Annotated in this window: 20 protein-coding genes; 1 reads left to right on the forward strand and 19 read right to left on the reverse strand. The window is 35.6% G+C overall.

Annotated elements, in window-relative coordinates:
• Positions 1–148: 148 nt before the first annotated feature.
• The 18 genes from aroH to F7888_RS15115 form a co-directional block, all read right to left on the reverse strand.
• Positions 149–511: a chorismate mutase gene (aroH, locus tag F7888_RS15030; RefSeq protein ID WP_191780805.1), complete on the reverse strand. Its 363-nt coding sequence runs from the start codon at positions 509–511 to the stop codon at positions 149–151.
• Positions 504–1,577 carry a 3-dehydroquinate synthase gene (gene aroB / locus F7888_RS15035; RefSeq protein WP_191780807.1) on the reverse strand — a complete coding sequence of 358 codons (1,074 nt, stop codon included), beginning with the start codon at positions 1,575–1,577 and terminating at the stop codon, positions 504–506. The genes aroH and aroB overlap by 8 nt, the downstream gene beginning before the upstream one ends.
• Positions 1,577–2,749: a chorismate synthase gene (gene aroC, locus F7888_RS15040; protein ID WP_191780809.1), complete on the reverse strand. Its 1,173-nt coding sequence runs from the start codon at positions 2,747–2,749 to the stop codon at positions 1,577–1,579. Before aroC ends, aroB begins: the two co-directional genes overlap by 1 nt.
• 140 nt (positions 2,750–2,889) lie before the next feature.
• The gene (locus tag F7888_RS15045) at positions 2,890–3,666 is read right to left on the reverse strand and encodes a CheR family methyltransferase (protein WP_191780811.1); all 777 of its coding nucleotides are present in this window, start codon (positions 3,664–3,666) and stop codon (positions 2,890–2,892) included.
• A 124-nt stretch (positions 3,667–3,790) separates the two neighbouring features.
• On the reverse strand, positions 3,791–4,237 hold the full coding sequence (gene ndk, locus F7888_RS15050) for a nucleoside-diphosphate kinase (RefSeq protein ID WP_191780813.1): 447 nt from the start codon (positions 4,235–4,237) through the stop codon (positions 3,791–3,793).
• A 116-nt stretch (positions 4,238–4,353) separates the two neighbouring features.
• On the reverse strand, positions 4,354–5,316 hold the full coding sequence (gene hepT, locus F7888_RS15055; RefSeq protein WP_191780815.1) for a heptaprenyl diphosphate synthase component II: 963 nt from the start codon (positions 5,314–5,316) through the stop codon (positions 4,354–4,356).
• Positions 5,317–5,361: 45 nt separating this feature from the next.
• A complete protein-coding gene (locus tag F7888_RS15060) occupies positions 5,362–6,069 on the reverse strand; it encodes a demethylmenaquinone methyltransferase (RefSeq protein WP_191780817.1) in 708 nt (235 codons plus the stop codon).
• Position 6,070: 1 nt separating this feature from the next.
• The gene (locus tag F7888_RS15065; RefSeq protein WP_191780819.1) at positions 6,071–6,898 is read right to left on the reverse strand and encodes a heptaprenyl diphosphate synthase component 1; all 828 of its coding nucleotides are present in this window, start codon (positions 6,896–6,898) and stop codon (positions 6,071–6,073) included.
• Between the two features lie 153 nt (positions 6,899–7,051).
• Positions 7,052–7,282: a trp RNA-binding attenuation protein MtrB gene (gene mtrB / locus F7888_RS15070; RefSeq protein ID WP_191780821.1), complete on the reverse strand. Its 231-nt coding sequence runs from the start codon at positions 7,280–7,282 to the stop codon at positions 7,052–7,054.
• 213 nt (positions 7,283–7,495) lie between these two features.
• Positions 7,496–7,768, reverse strand: a complete 273-nt coding sequence (locus F7888_RS15075) for an HU family DNA-binding protein (protein WP_175490372.1) — start codon at positions 7,766–7,768, stop codon at positions 7,496–7,498.
• A gap of 250 nt (positions 7,769–8,018) precedes the next feature.
• The gene (gene spoIVA / locus F7888_RS15080) at positions 8,019–9,497 is read right to left on the reverse strand and encodes a stage IV sporulation protein A (protein WP_191780823.1); all 1,479 of its coding nucleotides are present in this window, start codon (positions 9,495–9,497) and stop codon (positions 8,019–8,021) included.
• A 200-nt stretch (positions 9,498–9,697) separates the two neighbouring features.
• Positions 9,698–10,414 carry a hypothetical protein gene (locus F7888_RS15085; RefSeq protein ID WP_412096006.1) on the reverse strand — a complete coding sequence of 239 codons (717 nt, stop codon included), beginning with the start codon at positions 10,412–10,414 and terminating at the stop codon, positions 9,698–9,700.
• A gap of 10 nt (positions 10,415–10,424) precedes the next feature.
• Positions 10,425–10,625 (reverse strand): DUF2768 domain-containing protein, encoded by a 201-nt coding sequence (locus tag F7888_RS15090; protein ID WP_191780825.1) that lies wholly within the window; start codon positions 10,623–10,625, stop codon positions 10,425–10,427.
• 385 nt (positions 10,626–11,010) lie between these two features.
• On the reverse strand, positions 11,011–12,051 hold the full coding sequence (locus F7888_RS15095) for an NAD(P)H-dependent glycerol-3-phosphate dehydrogenase (protein WP_191780827.1): 1,041 nt from the start codon (positions 12,049–12,051) through the stop codon (positions 11,011–11,013).
• A gap of 22 nt (positions 12,052–12,073) precedes the next feature.
• Positions 12,074–13,384: a ribosome biogenesis GTPase Der gene (gene der, locus F7888_RS15100; RefSeq protein ID WP_191780829.1), complete on the reverse strand. Its 1,311-nt coding sequence runs from the start codon at positions 13,382–13,384 to the stop codon at positions 12,074–12,076.
• A 197-nt stretch (positions 13,385–13,581) separates the two neighbouring features.
• Positions 13,582–13,767 carry a capping complex subunit for YIEGIA gene (locus F7888_RS15105; protein WP_191780831.1) on the reverse strand — a complete coding sequence of 62 codons (186 nt, stop codon included), beginning with the start codon at positions 13,765–13,767 and terminating at the stop codon, positions 13,582–13,584.
• Positions 13,764–14,660 carry a YIEGIA family protein gene (locus tag F7888_RS15110; protein WP_191780833.1) on the reverse strand — a complete coding sequence of 299 codons (897 nt, stop codon included), beginning with the start codon at positions 14,658–14,660 and terminating at the stop codon, positions 13,764–13,766. Before F7888_RS15110 ends, F7888_RS15105 begins: the two co-directional genes overlap by 4 nt.
• Complete coding sequence (locus F7888_RS15115) at positions 14,653–15,261, reverse strand: YphA family membrane protein (protein WP_191780835.1); 609 nt, start codon at positions 15,259–15,261, stop codon at positions 14,653–14,655. The genes F7888_RS15110 and F7888_RS15115 overlap by 8 nt, the downstream gene beginning before the upstream one ends.
• Positions 15,262–15,397: 136 nt before the next feature.
• Between F7888_RS15115 and F7888_RS15120 the strand changes: the two genes are divergently transcribed.
• Complete coding sequence (locus F7888_RS15120) at positions 15,398–15,532, forward strand: YpzI family protein (RefSeq protein ID WP_191780836.1); 135 nt, start codon at positions 15,398–15,400, stop codon at positions 15,530–15,532.
• Positions 15,533–15,575: 43 nt separating this feature from the next.
• Here the strand turns inward: F7888_RS15120 and fni are convergent, their stop codons facing one another.
• Positions 15,576–16,631: a type 2 isopentenyl-diphosphate Delta-isomerase gene (gene fni / locus F7888_RS15125; protein WP_191780838.1), complete on the reverse strand. Its 1,056-nt coding sequence runs from the start codon at positions 16,629–16,631 to the stop codon at positions 15,576–15,578.
• Between the last annotated feature and the right edge of the window lie 7 nt (positions 16,632–16,638).

Genomic DNA, 16,638 nt, shown 5'->3' on the forward strand with positions numbered 1-16,638 from the left:
ACCCTATGCTCTGCTTACTATTCACTGGTTTACTAACTCTATCTTACTTATCTACTCTAACTAAACTCTAACTAAACTAACTCTATTCTTCTATCATGTTATTATATGAGCTTTGGTTTTGTCAACAATTATCAGAATATAAAAATCATTAAACCTTAAGATCTGGACGTAAACTAACTGCTTCTCCTAAGTAAATATGCTTGATTTCCTCTTGATCAATGGCTGTATTAACTGTCATCATCACACGAATACATTTCTTTAATGAATTCATGACAGGGATTTCTTGCATACACATAACAGGAACAAACGACCATCCCTCAATCTTTCTTAATGCAGCAGCTGGAAATACAGCATCAATATCATCTGTAACCGAAATTAATACCTGTGCAACATCTGATGCTTTAATTGTATTTTTTTCGATCATTTCTCTAATAAGCTGATCTGTTGCTATTAATATTTCTTCTGCATTATTTTCAACTACTGTAGTAGCTCCCCTAACTCCTCTAATCATTAGTAGCCTCCTTAAGCAACGACCTGATCATCTCTTCATTCACTTCAACTACCTCAACAGCTCCAATTTCCCGCATAAGAACCATACGAATCTTGTCTTCTTTTGATTTCTTATCTCTTTTCATTCTTTCAATAAGTAAATCAGCACTTAATTGATTTGGAATACATGTAGGAAATTGAAATGTGTGAAACCAAGAAATAAAAGAACTAGATTGCAGATCTATTCCATAATGCTTCTCACTCACTTTTATCGCAAATAGCATACCAATTGCCACTGCATCTCCATGTGAAATCTGACCATATCCAAGCTCTGCTTCTATTGCATGTCCTAAAGTATGACCAAAATTCAAAATAGCCCTAATGCCCGTTTCATTTTCATCCTCAAACACGACGTCAGCTTTTACTTTTACACCACTAGCTATAACATGCTGAAGCTGGTCAGCTTTTAAGTCTGAAATGGAATGAATATTCGCTGTTAACCAATGGTACAGTTCTACATCCTTTATGAGAGCATGCTTAATGACTTCTGCAAAGCCAGATCTCATTTCTTGCTCAGGTAGTGTTTCTAATAAAGATATATCATAAACCACTGCTTCAGGTTGATAGAATACACCAATCATATTTTTACCTAATTCATGATTGATGGCCACTTTTCCTCCAACTGCACTATCATGAGCTAGGAGAGTTGTTGGCATTTGAATAAATGGGATTCCCCTCATATATGTAGCTGCAACAAATCCAGCTAGATCGCCAACAACTCCTCCCCCAAGTGCAATAACGAGGGATGAGCGATCAAGCTTTTCTTTTAATGCATGTGTATGACATTGGTAAAAAACATCTATAGATTTAGCCTTCTCACCACTTGGAATGACAAATGATGTCACCTGAAACTTACCATTTAGGTAATTAACGACCTTATCCAAATAATATTGACTGACTTTTTCATCTGTAATGATTAAAATCTTAGTCACTTTCCACTTAATAAACTCTGGCAGCTTCTCAGAAATGTTCTCTCCTACATATAAAGGATAATCCTTTGTTTTCGTTTTTATATGAAGGATTTTCATTAGAACTTCCTCGCAAATTCCCTGCTGTTATTCACATTTGCTAATAACAAGTCGATTCGATCTTGCCCAAATTGATCAACAATTGCTGTCGCTATTTCCCATGCTACAACCGCTTCAGCTACGACGCTTGCAGCTGGAACCGCACAGCTATCAGATCTCTCAATACTTGCAGCAAATACTTCTTTTGTTTCTATGTCGACACTATTTAAAGGTTTGTAAAGGGTAGGAATAGGCTTCATGACACCTCTTACAACAATAGGCATTCCAGTCGACATCCCACCTTCAAAGCCCCCTAAATTATTGGTACGTCTTGTATAACCATTTTCTTGATCCCAAATAATCTCATCATGTACCTGACTACCTGGTAATTCAGCTGCTTGGAAACCTATTCCAAACTCTACGCCCTTGAATGCATTAATACTCATAACTGCTGCTGCAATTTTAGCATCCAGCTTACGATCATAATGGACATAACTTCCTACTCCTGCTGGTACACCCTCAACGATGACTTCAACAACACCACCAATTGAATCTCCATTCTCTTTCGCTTGGTCAATTGCATCCATCATCTGTTGTTCTACTTTGGGATCAAATGTACGAACTGATGAAGCTTCAGTCACTGTCTGTAATTCCTTTAAATCCTTATATGGGATTCGTTCAGCTTTTACTCCACCAATTTCGACAACGTGACCTGCTACTGTAATCCCTAGTTCAAATAAGAGTTTTTTCGCAACAGCACCTGCAGCAACCCTTACTGTTGTTTCACGCGCTGAGGAGCGCTCTAATACATTTCTCATATCTCTATGACCATATTTTATCGCACCATTTAAATCAGCGTGACCTGGGCGTGGACGTGATATTTTTCTTTTGATTTCATCCTCAGTACCCTCTTCAAGCGGCTCAATTCCCATGATTTTTGTCCAATGTGTCCAGTCTCTATTTTCGACAGCCAAAGTAATGGGTGAGCCAAGTGCTTTACCATGTCTTACTCCACTTAAGATTTGAACCTGGTCTTTCTCTATTTGCATTCTTCTTCCGCGACCATGCCCTTTTTGACGTCTTGCAAGTTCTATATCTATATCTTCATGTGTTATACTTAGTCCAGCTGGTACTCCTTCAAGTATCGTTGTTAATTGTGGACCATGTGATTCTCCTGCGGTTAAGTACCTCATGTTTATCCCCCTTCATGGCTTTAAAGCGATTATGTATCAATATATCATACAATAGAGTGTTCGAGTAGTTCTATTTTTTAAAAATTTGAATAAATAGAATCGATCATTCTGAAAAAAAGCCCATAATTGGGCTTTTTTAGTTATTTTTTTCTATAAATAAATGTGTCTTCTGTTTCAAGATTGAATTGACTAGGATTAAAAATTTGCTCAGTACTCCCCACAAAGAAAAAACCATCTTTTTTCAGTGCATCACTAAACTTTTGATATAAGTGATTTTTTGCATCATCGGTGAAATAGATTAATACATTACGACAAACAATCAAATCAAACTGTTTATCAAAGGGATCTGCTAGTAGATTTTGCTGCTTAAAGGTTACTGCCTTTTTCAACTCACTACTCACCTTAAAATGCTGGTCTTCCATTGTAAAGTACTTTTGTTTTATTCTTTCTGGAACCTCTTTAAGCGATCGTTCATGATATACCCCCAGTTTAGCTCGGGCAATAGCATTGGTATCTATATCTGTTGCTAGAATAGAGATGGATGATAACGGAATATGATTTGATAATATCATCGCTAATGTATAGGGCTCTTCACCAGTAGAACAAGCAGCACTCCATATTTTTAGTTGTTTGTTTTTACTTAGTAGCTGAGGAATAACCTTATTTTCAATGACTTCCCAGCGCTTAGCATTTCTGTAGAATTCAGAGACATTGATCGTCATCCGGTCAAGGAACTCATGAAATAATTTGTCGTCGCGATTTAATGCAGTAAAAAAATCCTTAAAGTTTTTAAAGCCTTTTTTTTCATATAGAGATGAAAGTCTTCTTTTCATCTGTGCTTCTTTGTAAAGAGATAAATCAATATTTGTTTTTCTTTTAATCTCGTTAATAAAATGACCATAATCCTCGTCATGCATCGTATTACTCCTTTGTCATCTTTCTTTGTTAAAAACAAAGTGCCTGGCACAAATCATTCAATCGAACTATGATTAAATGATTGCCTGGCACTAAGGCATTACTATTAGTTTGTGTTATTACAAATTAATAAATCCACTCATTTATTAATTTGCTGTATTCTTGAAGTTCCTGCTCTTCGAAAAACAAGCTAATTTCACGAATTGCACTTTCTTGCGAGTCAGATCCATGAATAATATTCTTTCCTACGATTAGTCCATAATCACCACGGATAGTACCTGGTTGTGCTTCTTTTGGATTTGTCACACCCATCATTTTGCGAGAATGAGAGATTACATCTTCACCTTGCCATACCATTGCAAACACAGGTCCGGATGTAATGAACTCAACTAATTCATTAAAAAACGGTCTTTCACTATGTTCCGCATAATGCTGTTTTGCGAGGTCCTCTGAAATTGTCATTAATTTTGCACCAACCATTTGAAAGCCCTTACTTTCAAATCGAGAAATTATTTCCCCAATTAATTGACGTTGTACTCCATCTGGTTTAACCATTAAAAATGTCTTTTCCATCTCTACTCCACCCCATCAAAGTTATGTTATGTATGAAAAATGACTGGCAAATATGACCAACCAATCAAAATATTAACACTATTTTGATTGGTTATCAACAACTATCAAATCTGGGGCTAAAATTTTCGTTTACCGATAAACCTTGCAATATTATGAAAGGCTGTTTTCGTTTTATTATTCGGAACATCGTCTAGAATATCAAATGCCTTTTGCAAATAAAGATTGCTTAACTCAAATGATTTGTCAATTGCATTTGAAGATTTAACCAATTCAATAATGGGTTTTATATCTGTTACAGATGAATGACTCGAAACCCCAACAATCTGCTCTCTTAATTGACTATCTCTAATTGCTATTAATACAGGTAACGTGATATTCCCTTGTAATAAATCACTTCCTGCTGGCTTGCCTAATTGTTCTTCGGTTGCTGTAAAATCTAAAATATCATCTGTGATCTGAAACGACATCCCAACATAATATCCAAAAAGATATAACTTCTTTTGAATATCCTCAGATACATTAGCAGCAATTGCACCTAATTGACAACTAACAGCAATTAATAAGGCTGTTTTCCTTTTGATTCGTCTTAAATATGTACGCAAATTCTGATCGAAATCATATTTATCTTTAATTTGTTCAATTTCACCAATACAAAGCTCAACCATTGTATGTGAAAGAAGCTTATGTGCTTTTGCATCTTGAAGCTTTGTCATTAATTCTAAGGCTCTAGCAAATAAAAAATCACCTGTATACATGGCAACCTTATTGTCATATTTGGATTTAATTGTTTGCCTTCCTCTTCTTAACTCTGCATCATCAATGACATCATCATGAACTAATGAAGCCATATGGATGATTTCAAGAGCCACGGCAACATTTTTTATTTTATCTATATCATAATCTCCAAACTTACCCGCTAAAAGCACGAATACTGGGCGAAGGCGCTTACCTCCAGCTTGAAGTAACTCAACACCAGCTTGTCTTAACAAAGGATGTTCAGCTTGCACAGTTTCTTCAAGTTCTTTTTCTATGATTGCAAGATCTGTGCTTAAGAAAGAATACATCATTTTTAATTTCATGGAAATTCACCTAAATTTACTTATAGTTGAGAAGGAATATCCCTTCTATTGTTTTTTGTATCCTAAATGCATTGCCGCAACCCCACCGGTGTATGCCTTTACTTCGATATCAACTAAACCAACTTCTCTAAATAATTGTGCTAATTCCTTCATCCCTGGGAATTCACGAGCTGATTCCTGTAACCATGAATATTCCTTATAGCTCTTTGCAAATAGTTTTCCGAAGAGTGGCATGATGTATTTGAAGTAGAAATAATATCCCTGCTTAAAACCAATTAATGTTGGTTGTGAAGTTTCTAGACAAACCACTTTTCCACCTGGCTTTACTACACGGTGCATTTCTTCTAATACTTGCTTATAATCAGGAACATTACGTAATCCAAAACCAATTGTTACATAATCAAACGAATTATCCTCATAAGGAAGTTCCATTGCATTTCCATGAACAAGAGTTACTTGATCTAGCTTAAGTTGATTAACTTTTTCCTGCCCAATTTTTAGCATGTTTTTACTAAAATCTAAACCAATGACTTTCCCCTTTGGACCTACAGCATTAGCTAAAGCGATTGTCCAATCTGCCGTTCCACAGCATAAATCAAGTGCTGCTTGTCCAGGCTGTACATTCATTCTTCTCATTGTGTCTTTTCGCCATGCTTTATGCTGTTGAAAGCTAATCACCGAGTTCATTTTATCATAATTTTTATAGATACTTTCAAACACATGATGTACGCGTTCTTCTTTTGATTGTTGCATCCTATGATCCTTCCTCCGCAATCTTATTCATTGGTAATTGGGAATGGTAATTAACTAATTGATTCATTCTTTCCTCGAGTAAATGATTACCTATAAAGTTATTTGATCCTAACGATAGTAGTATATCCTTTACCCCTTTAATTTGAATGTCTAATTTTTCTAAAATGGTTTCACTTTTTAATTCGGAATGTTCATTTCTTTTATTTGAGTGAGGATATGAAATATTGCAAAATGCATCCACTACAATCGAATGTCCCTCTAAAAGGTACAATTCTCTTTCATTTATCAAACGTCTAAGAAGGAGAAATTTCGAAATAAAGAGTTCCCAATTTGGAAGTTGGAAAAACTGGATTACTTTTTTTATTAATGAGGACTCGATTATTTCTATACTTTCAAGAAGGGTTTCTACTTGAGTTATATCACTTTGATAGACCCTAATCTTATGTTCGTTTACTTCTTTTGTTGCCTCAGATAATAATTGTATCATTTTCAAATCACCCGCTTGGGCAAGAAAATAATAATATAAGCCACTAAAGTAATCGCCAGCTAATACCGTTAGTTGATTCTTTAATTGGCTAGAGGGTTTCAATGAAGTGTTTGTACTAACCTGATCATGAGTATCAAGGGCTAACTGAATGAGCATTGTCGTTAATACATAATGTTCCAGTTCATGCTCTTCAATTTCAATCTCTTCAAAGATCGTATATAACAAAAGAAGCTTGTCTTCATCTATAATAGGGTTACTCAAATATTTATGTAGGTAGGAATGGTTTAACTCTCCTTCAATTCGCTTCTTAAAATTGGCTATTCTCACATTGATGTCCAGCATTCAATCACCCTTGTTTCCCCTATTTATAGCTTAAAATCAATAATTAATTAATAAACAAATTATATTATAACATACCTGTCCTATTTTCGCCTTTGTCTCTAGTTAAAAAAACACAGGTCTCAGTCATTAAAAAATAAAGCAGGAAGATCCTGCTTATTTTTTCGCATCTGCCTCAATTTCTCCATGGCTCGTTTGAATAATCGCTTGTCCTCTAATTTTTATGGCAGAGGTATGCTCTGTGAACTGAGCTATCATCACTTCACCTTTATCTAGTTTTTCAGAATGATGAAATCTTGTATCAGTTCCTCTTGTTAATCCGATTACATTTACACCATCTTCAATCGCTTTAATTACGATGAAATCATTCTTATCATTTAAACTCATGAATCTCTCCCCTTATATAAAGAAGACTTTTTTATAAATCTTCCCTAACTATCTCTTAAAAAGGAATATCTGTCAAACATAACTAGATGATTAACTCTTATTTCTCTTTCGGAATATGAATGTAATGAAATTCTAGCATAATGGGGATATGAAAAGCAAAAAAGAAGAATCATTTAAAGAACGATTCTTCTTTTTATATCAGGTGATTATGTATTATTTAACAGCGTCCTTAAGTGCTTTCCCTGGTTTAAATGCAGGAACTTTACTTGCTGCAATTTCGATTTCTTCACCAGTTTGTGGATTACGACCCTTACGAGCAGCTCTCTCACGAACCTCAAAGTTACCAAAACCAATCAATTGTACTTTATCACCATTTTTTAATGCTTCTAAAATTGAGTCAAATAAAGCATCAACAGCTTTAGTTACATCTTTCTTAGAAAGTTCTGTACTTTCAGCTACAGCGTTAATTAATTCTGTTTTGTTCATGCCATTCACCTCCTCCCAAAATCTAAGAAATCTAACTATGCAACGATTCTTGCAATTCATTAATCATTTCTTCACAAATTTAACTATTTCTATACATTTAAATGAGCTAGTAATTACTAACATGCCTTATATTAAACGATAATAAGACATATTTCAATCATTTTCGCGTAGAATCTTATTGAAATAGGTATATTTAGCCATTTTCACAAAAAAAGAGACTCCTCTAGAAAGGAGCCTTCAATTCTTTTGCTTATAGAATAATCGCAATCAATCCACCAGATCCTTCATTAATGATACGCTCTAGCGTTTCCTTTAGCTTATATCGTGCGTTTTCAGGCATTAATGACAGTTTCGCTTGAATGCCTTCACGTACAATAGAACTTAACGAACGACCAAAGATATCAGAGTTCCAAATTGATAGTGGATCATCTTCAAAGTCTTGCATTAAGTAGCGTACAAGCTCTTCACTTTGTTTTTCAGTGCCAATGATTGGGGCGAACTCTGACTCGACATCCACCTTAATCATATGAATGGAAGGGGCAACTGCTTTTAATCGTACTCCAAATCTAGATCCTTGACGGATAATTTCGGGTTCATCTAAACTCATATCAGCTAACGCTGGTGCTGCAATTCCATAACCAGTTTGCTTCACCATCTTAAGTGCATCAGCGACTTGATCATACTCAGCCTTAGCATAAGCAAAATCCTGCATAAGTTGTAGCAAGTGATCCTTCCCACGGATTTCCACACCAACAACCTCTTTAAGAATTTGATCATAAAGGTCATCTGGAGCATATAAATCAATTTCTGCTACTCCCTGACCCATTTCAATTCCTGCTAGGCTTGCTTGATCAATAAAGTCATACTCGCTGAATTGACCAACCACTCTATCAACATCTCTTAAACGCTTAATATCTTTGACAGTATCCTTCACTGCATCTTGGTAGCTTTCACGTAACCAATGGTCTTCACGAAGTACCATGACCCAGCTTGGTAAGTTAACATTCACCTCAAGCACTGGGAATTCATATAAAGATTCCCTTAATACATTAAATACGTCGCCTTCTCTCATACTTTCAACACTCATCGCTAAGACAGGAATATCATACTTTTCAGTAAGCTCTTGTCGCAATGCTTCAGTATCAGGGTGATGTGGCTGTACTGTGTTGATGACCATAATAAAAGGCTTCCCTACTTCTTTCAGTTCATCAATCACTCGAGCCTCTGCCTCAATATAATCTCTTCTTGGAATATCTCCAATCGTACCATCAGTTGTAATTACTACACCGATTGTTGAATGTTCTTGAATGACTTTTCTAGTTCCAATTTCTGCTGCTTCATGGAATGGAATTGGTTCTTCATACCATGGAGTATTAATCATTCGAGGACCATTTTCATCCTCATACCCTTTTGCACCTGGGACTGTGTATCCAACACAATCAACTAGACGAATATTAACGTCAAGCCCCTCGTCAACATGAACTGATACCGCTTGATTTGGCACAAACTTAGGTTCAGTTGTCATAATAGTTTTACCAGCTGCACTTTGTGGTAACTCATCTTGTGCCCTTGCTTTATCAGCCTCATTACCGATATTCGGTAGAACTACTAGCTCCATAAATTTCTTGATGAAAGTAGATTTACCAGTTCTTACCGCACCAACGACTCCTAAATAAATATCGCCACCGGTACGTTCAGCGATATCTTTGAAAATATCTACCTTTTCCAAGTGATCCCCTCCTGATCTTAGAGTTCCTGGGATAATAATATCCGACAAATTTAATAATCTAGGACACTATATATGTATGACGTTGTCCTATTTAATTATGACTAGATCTTAAAAATAAATTTGAACCCCTAGTGATTGAAGTAACAAACAGTATAAAAAACCCTTCCTCTAGATTGTATTCACGAAGGAAGGGTTCATAACTATTTTTTTAAAAAAATCGGCTCATTTTCCGAATTAATTGTATATGGAGTTGAATGACTTGGAACAAACATAGAATGGTCAACTAGGATACTTCGAATATCTTCCCCTTCTTTGAAGGTATGTTCATGCTTCGTAAGCGCATCATATAAATCAATTCGATAGTCTACAAATACTTCAATTTCATTATTAATTATGAATGGAAGATTGTTTCCCGTAAACGGACTAACAACGAAGGGTTCTTCCTTTAGACCAAGCTTTTGATAATCTAAGGTAAAGAATTCGGATTCTATCACTTCCTTAATAGGAGGAAATCCATGTTCTCTTCGGTACATATCTAATCTTAAATTTAAGTCTCTAATTTTTTCAGATATCGTCAAATCAAAAAGCTTTACTGTAGGATTCGTTTCCACATCAACTAATACATAGAGATAAACTCCACCGCTTTCATAAGCAGAACCAGGAGGATCAGCGATATATCTAGGTATGAGCTTATTAAAGTCAATTGGGTATTTTTGATATAGTGGTGTTTCCATATCTCTTGTTTTGATTGGAAGTAACCCATCATTTGCTTCCTGAAATTGTTCAACTGATGCTTGAACAGATTCTAATTGATGTTCATACGGAACTTGATTTTGAACCAATTTTTCTTGAGGATACATGCAACCGGTTAAAAAAAAGAGCATTCCTAAAACTATTATGTATTGTTTACTCATCATGAATCTGCCTCTAATCACTTACTGGACCACTTAGCACAACAAAGAAAATAATTATCCCTGCTAATACCATAAAGAAATAAGCCAGTCCAGCTGTAATCAATTTAAAAATGCCATTTAATTTATATCGACTAAAGTAAATTCCTATAACTGCAATAAACATAAATCCCATTGCAGCTAATGAAATCCACATTTTTAACAATCCAGGTGTCATCCATACATCTCCCCCATCTTTAATCTCTACCTGAATGGACACAAATCATGCTTGTCCGCCGCAAAATATTATACCATATATTTCGTTTTCAAGAAATGCCACCAATTATTACGCATATACAAAAAAAACTGAAGTAAAGGGGGCAATCTTTACTTCAGTACACATTCTAACTATTTTACCCATACCATGTTCAACCCTTACAGTATTACGCTTCATTTTATGCAAATATCGTCCTAAATGTATCGTGTTATTGCCTATCTTTTACGATCTATTTCTAATTAGATTTCTTTTTGAAGGCTATGTTATACTGGGCTGTTTCGATAAGCGATTACCTTCAACTACACTTCATTTTATCTTATGCAAAATCCAGTGCTATTGTGAGCTATTATACCGTTCGTTCACCTAGTATATTTGCAAGATCCTCCATTTCATGGGTAGGTAGTCTTCCCATTAAAGAATCGACTGCTTCTTTTGGACTTTTCTCATTAAATAAAACATCATAAAGAGCAAATGTTATTGGCATTTTGACATTCATTTTTTTTGCAAGCTGGTAAGCTGCCTTCGTTGTTCTTACACCTTCTACAACCATGCCCATATTCTCTAGAACTTCATCAAGGCTATGGCCCTTACCAAGTAAGTTCCCTGCTCTCCAGTTACGTGAATGAACACTCGTACATGTAACAATTAAATCCCCAATTCCAGTCAAGCCTGAAAAAGTAAGAGGATTTGCGCCCATAACAGATCCAAGTCTTGCAATTTCAGCTAAGCCACGAGTAATTAGTGCAGCTTTAGCATTATCGCCATACCCTAGTCCATCGGTTATTCCAGCACATAGTGCAATGATATTCTTCAAGGCACCGCCTATTTCCACACCAACAACATCAGGGTTAGTGTAGACTCTGAAATTCTTATTTATAAATAGATCTTGTACAAATTCAGCTGCAGCAATATTTTTTGAAGCTGAAGTCACTGTAGTCGGTTGTCTTAAAATAACCTCTTCCGCATGGCTTGGACCAGACAAGACAACGACATCCTTCAATAATTCTTCTGGTAGTTCTTCTTCAATGATTTCAGAAATTCTTTTTAATGAATCAGGCTCTATCCCCTTACTCACATGAATCACTGTTAAAGCAGTACTTGTCATTGTAGAAACCTGATTAAGGACTTCACGAATTGCTTTTGTTGGAACTGCTAGTACAATCGTATGTATTCCTTCCAATGCACTTTTTAAATCAGAATACCCAACAATGGATGCTGGTAGTTCAACATCAGGCAAGTACTTACTATTAGTATGAAGTTGATTAATTTCAGTAATTTGTTCTTTATTATGGCCCCACAGTCTAACCTCATGGCCATTATCAGCTAAAACAAGTGCTAAGGCTGTCCCCCAGCTACCTGCTCCAATTATTACGACCTGTTGATTCATTTTTGCACCTCACAATTCACCCTTATTTTCTCGCTCTTGCAAACAACCTAATTGGTGTCCCTTCAAACCCAAAGGCTGCACGAATTCGATTTTCTAAGAATCGCTCATATGAAAAATGCATAAGCTCTGGTTCATTTACAAATACAACAAATGTTGGTGGCTTAACTCCAACTTGTGTTGTGTAATAGATTCTTAATCTTTTTCCTTTATCAGTTGGTGCAGGATTCATAGCAACTGCATCCATTATGACATCATTCAATACATTTGTCTCTACTCTTAGAGAATGATTTTCACTAGCTACTTCAATCATCGGGATAAGCGTATGAATACGTTTCTTAGTCTTCGCTGATAAAAATACAATCGGTGCATAATCAAGGAATAAGAAGTGATCTCTCACTTTTTGCTCAAATTCCTTCATTGTTTTTTCGTCCTTTTCAATCGCATCCCATTTATTCACAACAATGACAACAGCTCTTCCAGCCTCGTGTGCATATCCTGCTATCTTCTTATCTTGTTCGATGATTCCTTCTTCAGCATTTAAAACAACTAAGACAACATCTGATCTTTCAATCGCTTTTAATGCTCTTAGCACACTATACTTTTCAGTAGTCTCATACACTTTACCCTTTTTTCTCATACCAGCAGTATCAATAATGACATATTCTTTATTATTATATTTGTATTCTGTATCAATTGCATCTCTTGTCGTTCCAGCAATATCACTAACAATAACTCTATCCTCACCTAAGAGAGCATTCACTAAAGAAGATTTACCTACATTCGGTCTTCCGATTAAACTAAATCGAATTTTATCATCTTCTTCGTCTTCCACACCTTTATTTGGGAAGTTCTCAATCACAGCATCTAACAAATCTCCTAATCCTAGACCATGTGAGCCCGAAATTGGATATGGTTCACCAAAGCCAAGTGCATAAAAGTCATAAATAGCATCTCTCATCTCTGGATTATCGACTTTGTTAACTGCTAGTACTACCGGTTTTTTTGAACGGAATAAGATCTTTGCAACCTCTTCATCTGCAGCAGTCACTCCCTCACGACTATTTGTCATGAAAATAATCACATCTGCTTCATCAATAGCAATCTCAGCCTGGTACCTGATTTGAGCTAAAAAAGGTTCATCTCCAACCTCAATTCCACCCGTATCAATAATATTAAATGTTTGATTTAGCCACTCTCCTGAACTATATACCCGATCTCTAGTTACCCCAGGTACATCTTCAACGATTGAAATTCTCTCTCCAACAACGCGATTAAAAATCGTTGATTTCCCCACATTTGGTCGTCCAACTATAGCTACTACTGGTTTTACCATTAGTAAATCACCCTTCCTCTACTTGATGTTCTAATTGAAAGCTATTTTTCACTGTTCTTATGTTAAGTAATTTCACAAAGTCCGTTATTCAAAACCAATGTAAACAACTAGCAATATGTATAAATAAACCCTTCTCAATTAGAAGGGCTAACTTTTATATTCTATCAGATATCATGGTAAAAGCAATAAAATTAATGTTAGTGCTTTACAATCACATATAACTCATCACTAAGGCCATGTGCAATTCCATCCAATATCGCTTCTAAATTGCCTGCAACATGTTCCATTTCTTCTTTTGTTTCACATGTAAAAATGGCTGTACTTCCAGTGACTTTTTTTGGATTGGTTGTAATAATTGCAAGAATATACTTTTCTAAATTCATTGTAAACGCCGCCCTTTCTTATTAGCCTTTGATTCAGTAGGCATTCTTATGGCATTTTCCAATGTTGGCACTTGACCTATCACAGCAATCGCTTTTTCAATGTCCTTTTCCTGCGGGAGAATAAATATGCCAACGCGTCCATCATCTAGATCACGCTTGGCCAACGGTATTAGTGCTGGGGTCCCAGAGTCTCTATATACACCCAAAGCCGTTGAAACATCATGTAAAATGGCTTGTCTTTGACCTAAATTAGCAATTGTTGACCTGACATTAAAATTCTTGGGCTTTAGAACAAATCCCATACCATATTTAAGCACTTCCTCTTGCCTAGCAGGTAACCCTATATTCATTATATAAATGTTATCTACATATAATCCTGGACCTTCAAATCGGGGCTTAACATATTCAATATCCACCATATCTTTCAGTTTTCCACCAGCCATAAGCTTCTTCGATATAAGTAAAGAGATGATTCCCGCTGCAATTCCTGCCCAAACATTCCAAACTAAATAGGCGAAAGTTGTTGAAAATGATGTTAGAATCACTAAATAATTTCTACTTTCAAAAGCAACAGCTATTCCTTCAATGTAAGTGTTCCCTCGTTTTACTAACTCAAATTGATCTAATTCTGTTAATGTATTTCTTTCCATATTTCGAACGTCGCGAAATTGAGAAGCAGCAATAGTAAGAAACGTAATTGCTGTAAATTCTTGCTCCATAATGGATGGGACAGCAACTGCTCCTAAGCCAGCTGCAATAAACCCTAGAGCAACATGAATAATCTTACCATGTAGATAAGTTGGATACTGTCTGTAATCAGTACGGAGCATATATACTCTTGTCATGACTCCAAATACTAATCCCAACAGAATGGGGTATGTATATTCATTCATTTATTCGAGTTTCTCCTTTAGCATTTTTTTGGATCATCTCATCAAAATAATGGATGAACAGCTCTATTTTTAACCAGACAAAAACAATAAAAAAAGCAATTGACAACACATCAAGAAATAAAAATGAACCAATCTCATATTCAAAACGAAACTTATTGATTACAAACCCATAAAGCAGTTCGCCTTGACAACTACCAATTAACAGAATAGCCATTCTAGAAAATCGGTCCTTTGTCAGCATAAGTGTAAGATAAATAAGCACAAATGCTAATAGTAATTTCCGATCAAGAAAGAGCCAAATTGGATCAAATAATTCAAAGAGCTGAAAGGTTACATACGCAATAGTTATAGTTAGCGAACAAATAAGTAAATATACTTTTTGTGCCATTGTTTTTTTTGCAATCAAAGTAAATGAAATAAACAGGATGACAAAATGAACTACATTTAAGTGATAGGTTTTTAATGTTAATTGTAGTGGTGAAAGAATAATAAGGATCAAAAATAGCAATGATAAACCTAACCGTTCCTTGTTTTTTTCCATAATAAATGTAGTATAGACCCAGGCCATCCATGCAATCCAATAAAAATATATACCTTCCATAACCCACCTCCACATCCTTCATTATGGCTATAAAACTAATTAATTAGTCGGCAATTCAAGATAATTTATAAGAATAGATAAAAAAATTACACAAAAGATAAATATGTTGTTAAGTACAATTAAAGGAGAATGTCAAATGGGTAAAGATAGACAAGAAAAGAAATTAAGGGAACGAAATGTTGTACCTGCGGATCGTGATCCAGAGCTACATCAACCAGGAGCAACGAAATTAGAAGGACCTGAAGCAGCAAGAGAGAGAAATGAACATTAATCTGCAAAAAAAATAAAGTAGGATGCATTAAATGCTTCCTACTTTACTTTTTTTGACTATATTTAGTTGTATCAATTCCTCTTTGCTGTAGCCATTGATTAGTATCTCCACTAATAACAATCATAGCGTTCTGAAGTTCATCTATTGTTTTAGCACCAACTGCTGTCATGATATACCTTAGGTCTGTCTGTAAATGAATGATTTCTTCTAATAAAGCTTGTTCCCCATCATTCATTAAAATTTTCAAGAAATATCCAGCATAGCCAACAACAGATGCACCTAATGCAATAGATTTCGCCATGTCCATTGCATGTTGAATTCCACCTGATGCAATAATCGATGGATGACCATTCACACTTGATACTTCTGCAATAGATGCAGCAGTCGTAATGCCCCATGTTTGAAAATAATCTAACGTCCGAGTTCGTCGCTTATTTTCAATAGCAGAAAAGTTTGTACCCCCTCTTCCACCAACATCAATCATGTCAACTCCGATATCAGAGAGCTTTTGGCATGTTTCTTTACTCATCCCAAAACCTACCTCTTTTACAATTACAGGTACTGATAATGAGTCTACAATTTTCTCAATTCTCATTAATGCACCCTCAAAACTACGATCTCCCTCTGGCATAACAAGCTCCTGAATGACATTAAGATGAATTTGTAGTGCATTCGCCTCAATCATGTTAACTGCTTGTTTTGCATCTTCAACGGTTGCTTCACTACCTAAATTCGCAAAGATGATACCATTCGGATTTGTATTTCTCACCACTTCAAAAGATAATCGTTCGTTAGCATCTTTAATAGCAGCCATTTGCGAACCAACTGCTATGGGAATATTGGCTTTTTTTGCGACTAATGCTAATGCTTGATTAATCTTTCTCGTTTCTTCTCCACCCCCACCAGTCATCGCATTTATTAAAATAGGCGAACTTAATATAAGTTCGCCTACTTTCGTACTAATGTCTATTTGATCGATATTGGTATTTGGAAGGCTTTGATGAACAAATTTTATATCTTCTAAACCATGTGTTCTATCTTGACCTACTGATAGAGCATGCTGAATATGTTCTAACTTGCGTTGTTTTCGATTGCTCATTCGATCA

Source organism: Litchfieldia stipae, assembly GCF_014837155.1.
Lineage (GTDB): Bacteria > Bacillota > Bacilli > Bacillales > Bacillaceae_L > Litchfieldia.

Excerpts from the sequence above, each read along its gene's own strand:
- aroH (WP_191780805.1), bottom strand. The coding sequence starts at position 511 with ATGATTAGAGGAGTTAGGGGAGCTACTACAGTAGTTGAAAATAATGCA.
- aroB (WP_191780807.1), bottom strand. The coding sequence starts at position 1,577 with ATGAAAATCCTTCATATAAAAACGAAAACAAAGGATTATCCTTTATAT.
- aroC (WP_191780809.1), bottom strand. The coding sequence starts at position 2,749 with ATGAGGTACTTAACCGCAGGAGAATCACATGGTCCACAATTAACAACG.
- F7888_RS15045 (WP_191780811.1), bottom strand. The coding sequence starts at position 3,666 with ATGCATGACGAGGATTATGGTCATTTTATTAACGAGATTAAAAGAAAA.
- ndk (WP_191780813.1), bottom strand. The coding sequence starts at position 4,237 with ATGGAAAAGACATTTTTAATGGTTAAACCAGATGGAGTACAACGTCAA.
- hepT (WP_191780815.1), bottom strand. The coding sequence starts at position 5,316 with ATGAAATTAAAAATGATGTATTCTTTCTTAAGCACAGATCTTGCAATC.
- F7888_RS15060 (WP_191780817.1), bottom strand. The coding sequence starts at position 6,069 with ATGCAACAATCAAAAGAAGAACGCGTACATCATGTGTTTGAAAGTATC.
- F7888_RS15065 (WP_191780819.1), bottom strand. The coding sequence starts at position 6,898 with ATGCTGGACATCAATGTGAGAATAGCCAATTTTAAGAAGCGAATTGAA.
- mtrB (WP_191780821.1), bottom strand. The coding sequence starts at position 7,282 with ATGAGTTTAAATGATAAGAATGATTTCATCGTAATTAAAGCGATTGAA.
- F7888_RS15075 (WP_175490372.1), bottom strand. The coding sequence starts at position 7,768 with ATGAACAAAACAGAATTAATTAACGCTGTAGCTGAAAGTACAGAACTT.
- F7888_RS15085 (WP_412096006.1), bottom strand. The coding sequence starts at position 10,414 with ATGATGAGTAAACAATACATAATAGTTTTAGGAATGCTCTTTTTTTTA.
- F7888_RS15090 (WP_191780825.1), bottom strand. The coding sequence starts at position 10,625 with ATGACACCTGGATTGTTAAAAATGTGGATTTCATTAGCTGCAATGGGA.
- F7888_RS15095 (WP_191780827.1), bottom strand. The coding sequence starts at position 12,051 with ATGAATCAACAGGTCGTAATAATTGGAGCAGGTAGCTGGGGGACAGCC.
- der (WP_191780829.1), bottom strand. The coding sequence starts at position 13,384 with ATGGTAAAACCAGTAGTAGCTATAGTTGGACGACCAAATGTGGGGAAA.
- F7888_RS15105 (WP_191780831.1), bottom strand. The coding sequence starts at position 13,767 with ATGAATTTAGAAAAGTATATTCTTGCAATTATTACAACCAATCCAAAA.
- F7888_RS15110 (WP_191780833.1), bottom strand. The coding sequence starts at position 14,660 with ATGAATGAATATACATACCCCATTCTGTTGGGATTAGTATTTGGAGTC.
- F7888_RS15115 (WP_191780835.1), bottom strand. The coding sequence starts at position 15,261 with ATGGAAGGTATATATTTTTATTGGATTGCATGGATGGCCTGGGTCTAT.
- F7888_RS15120 (WP_191780836.1), top strand. The coding sequence starts at position 15,398 with ATGGGTAAAGATAGACAAGAAAAGAAATTAAGGGAACGAAATGTTGTA.
- fni (WP_191780838.1), bottom strand. The coding sequence starts at position 16,631 with ATGAGCAATCGAAAACAACGCAAGTTAGAACATATTCAGCATGCTCTA.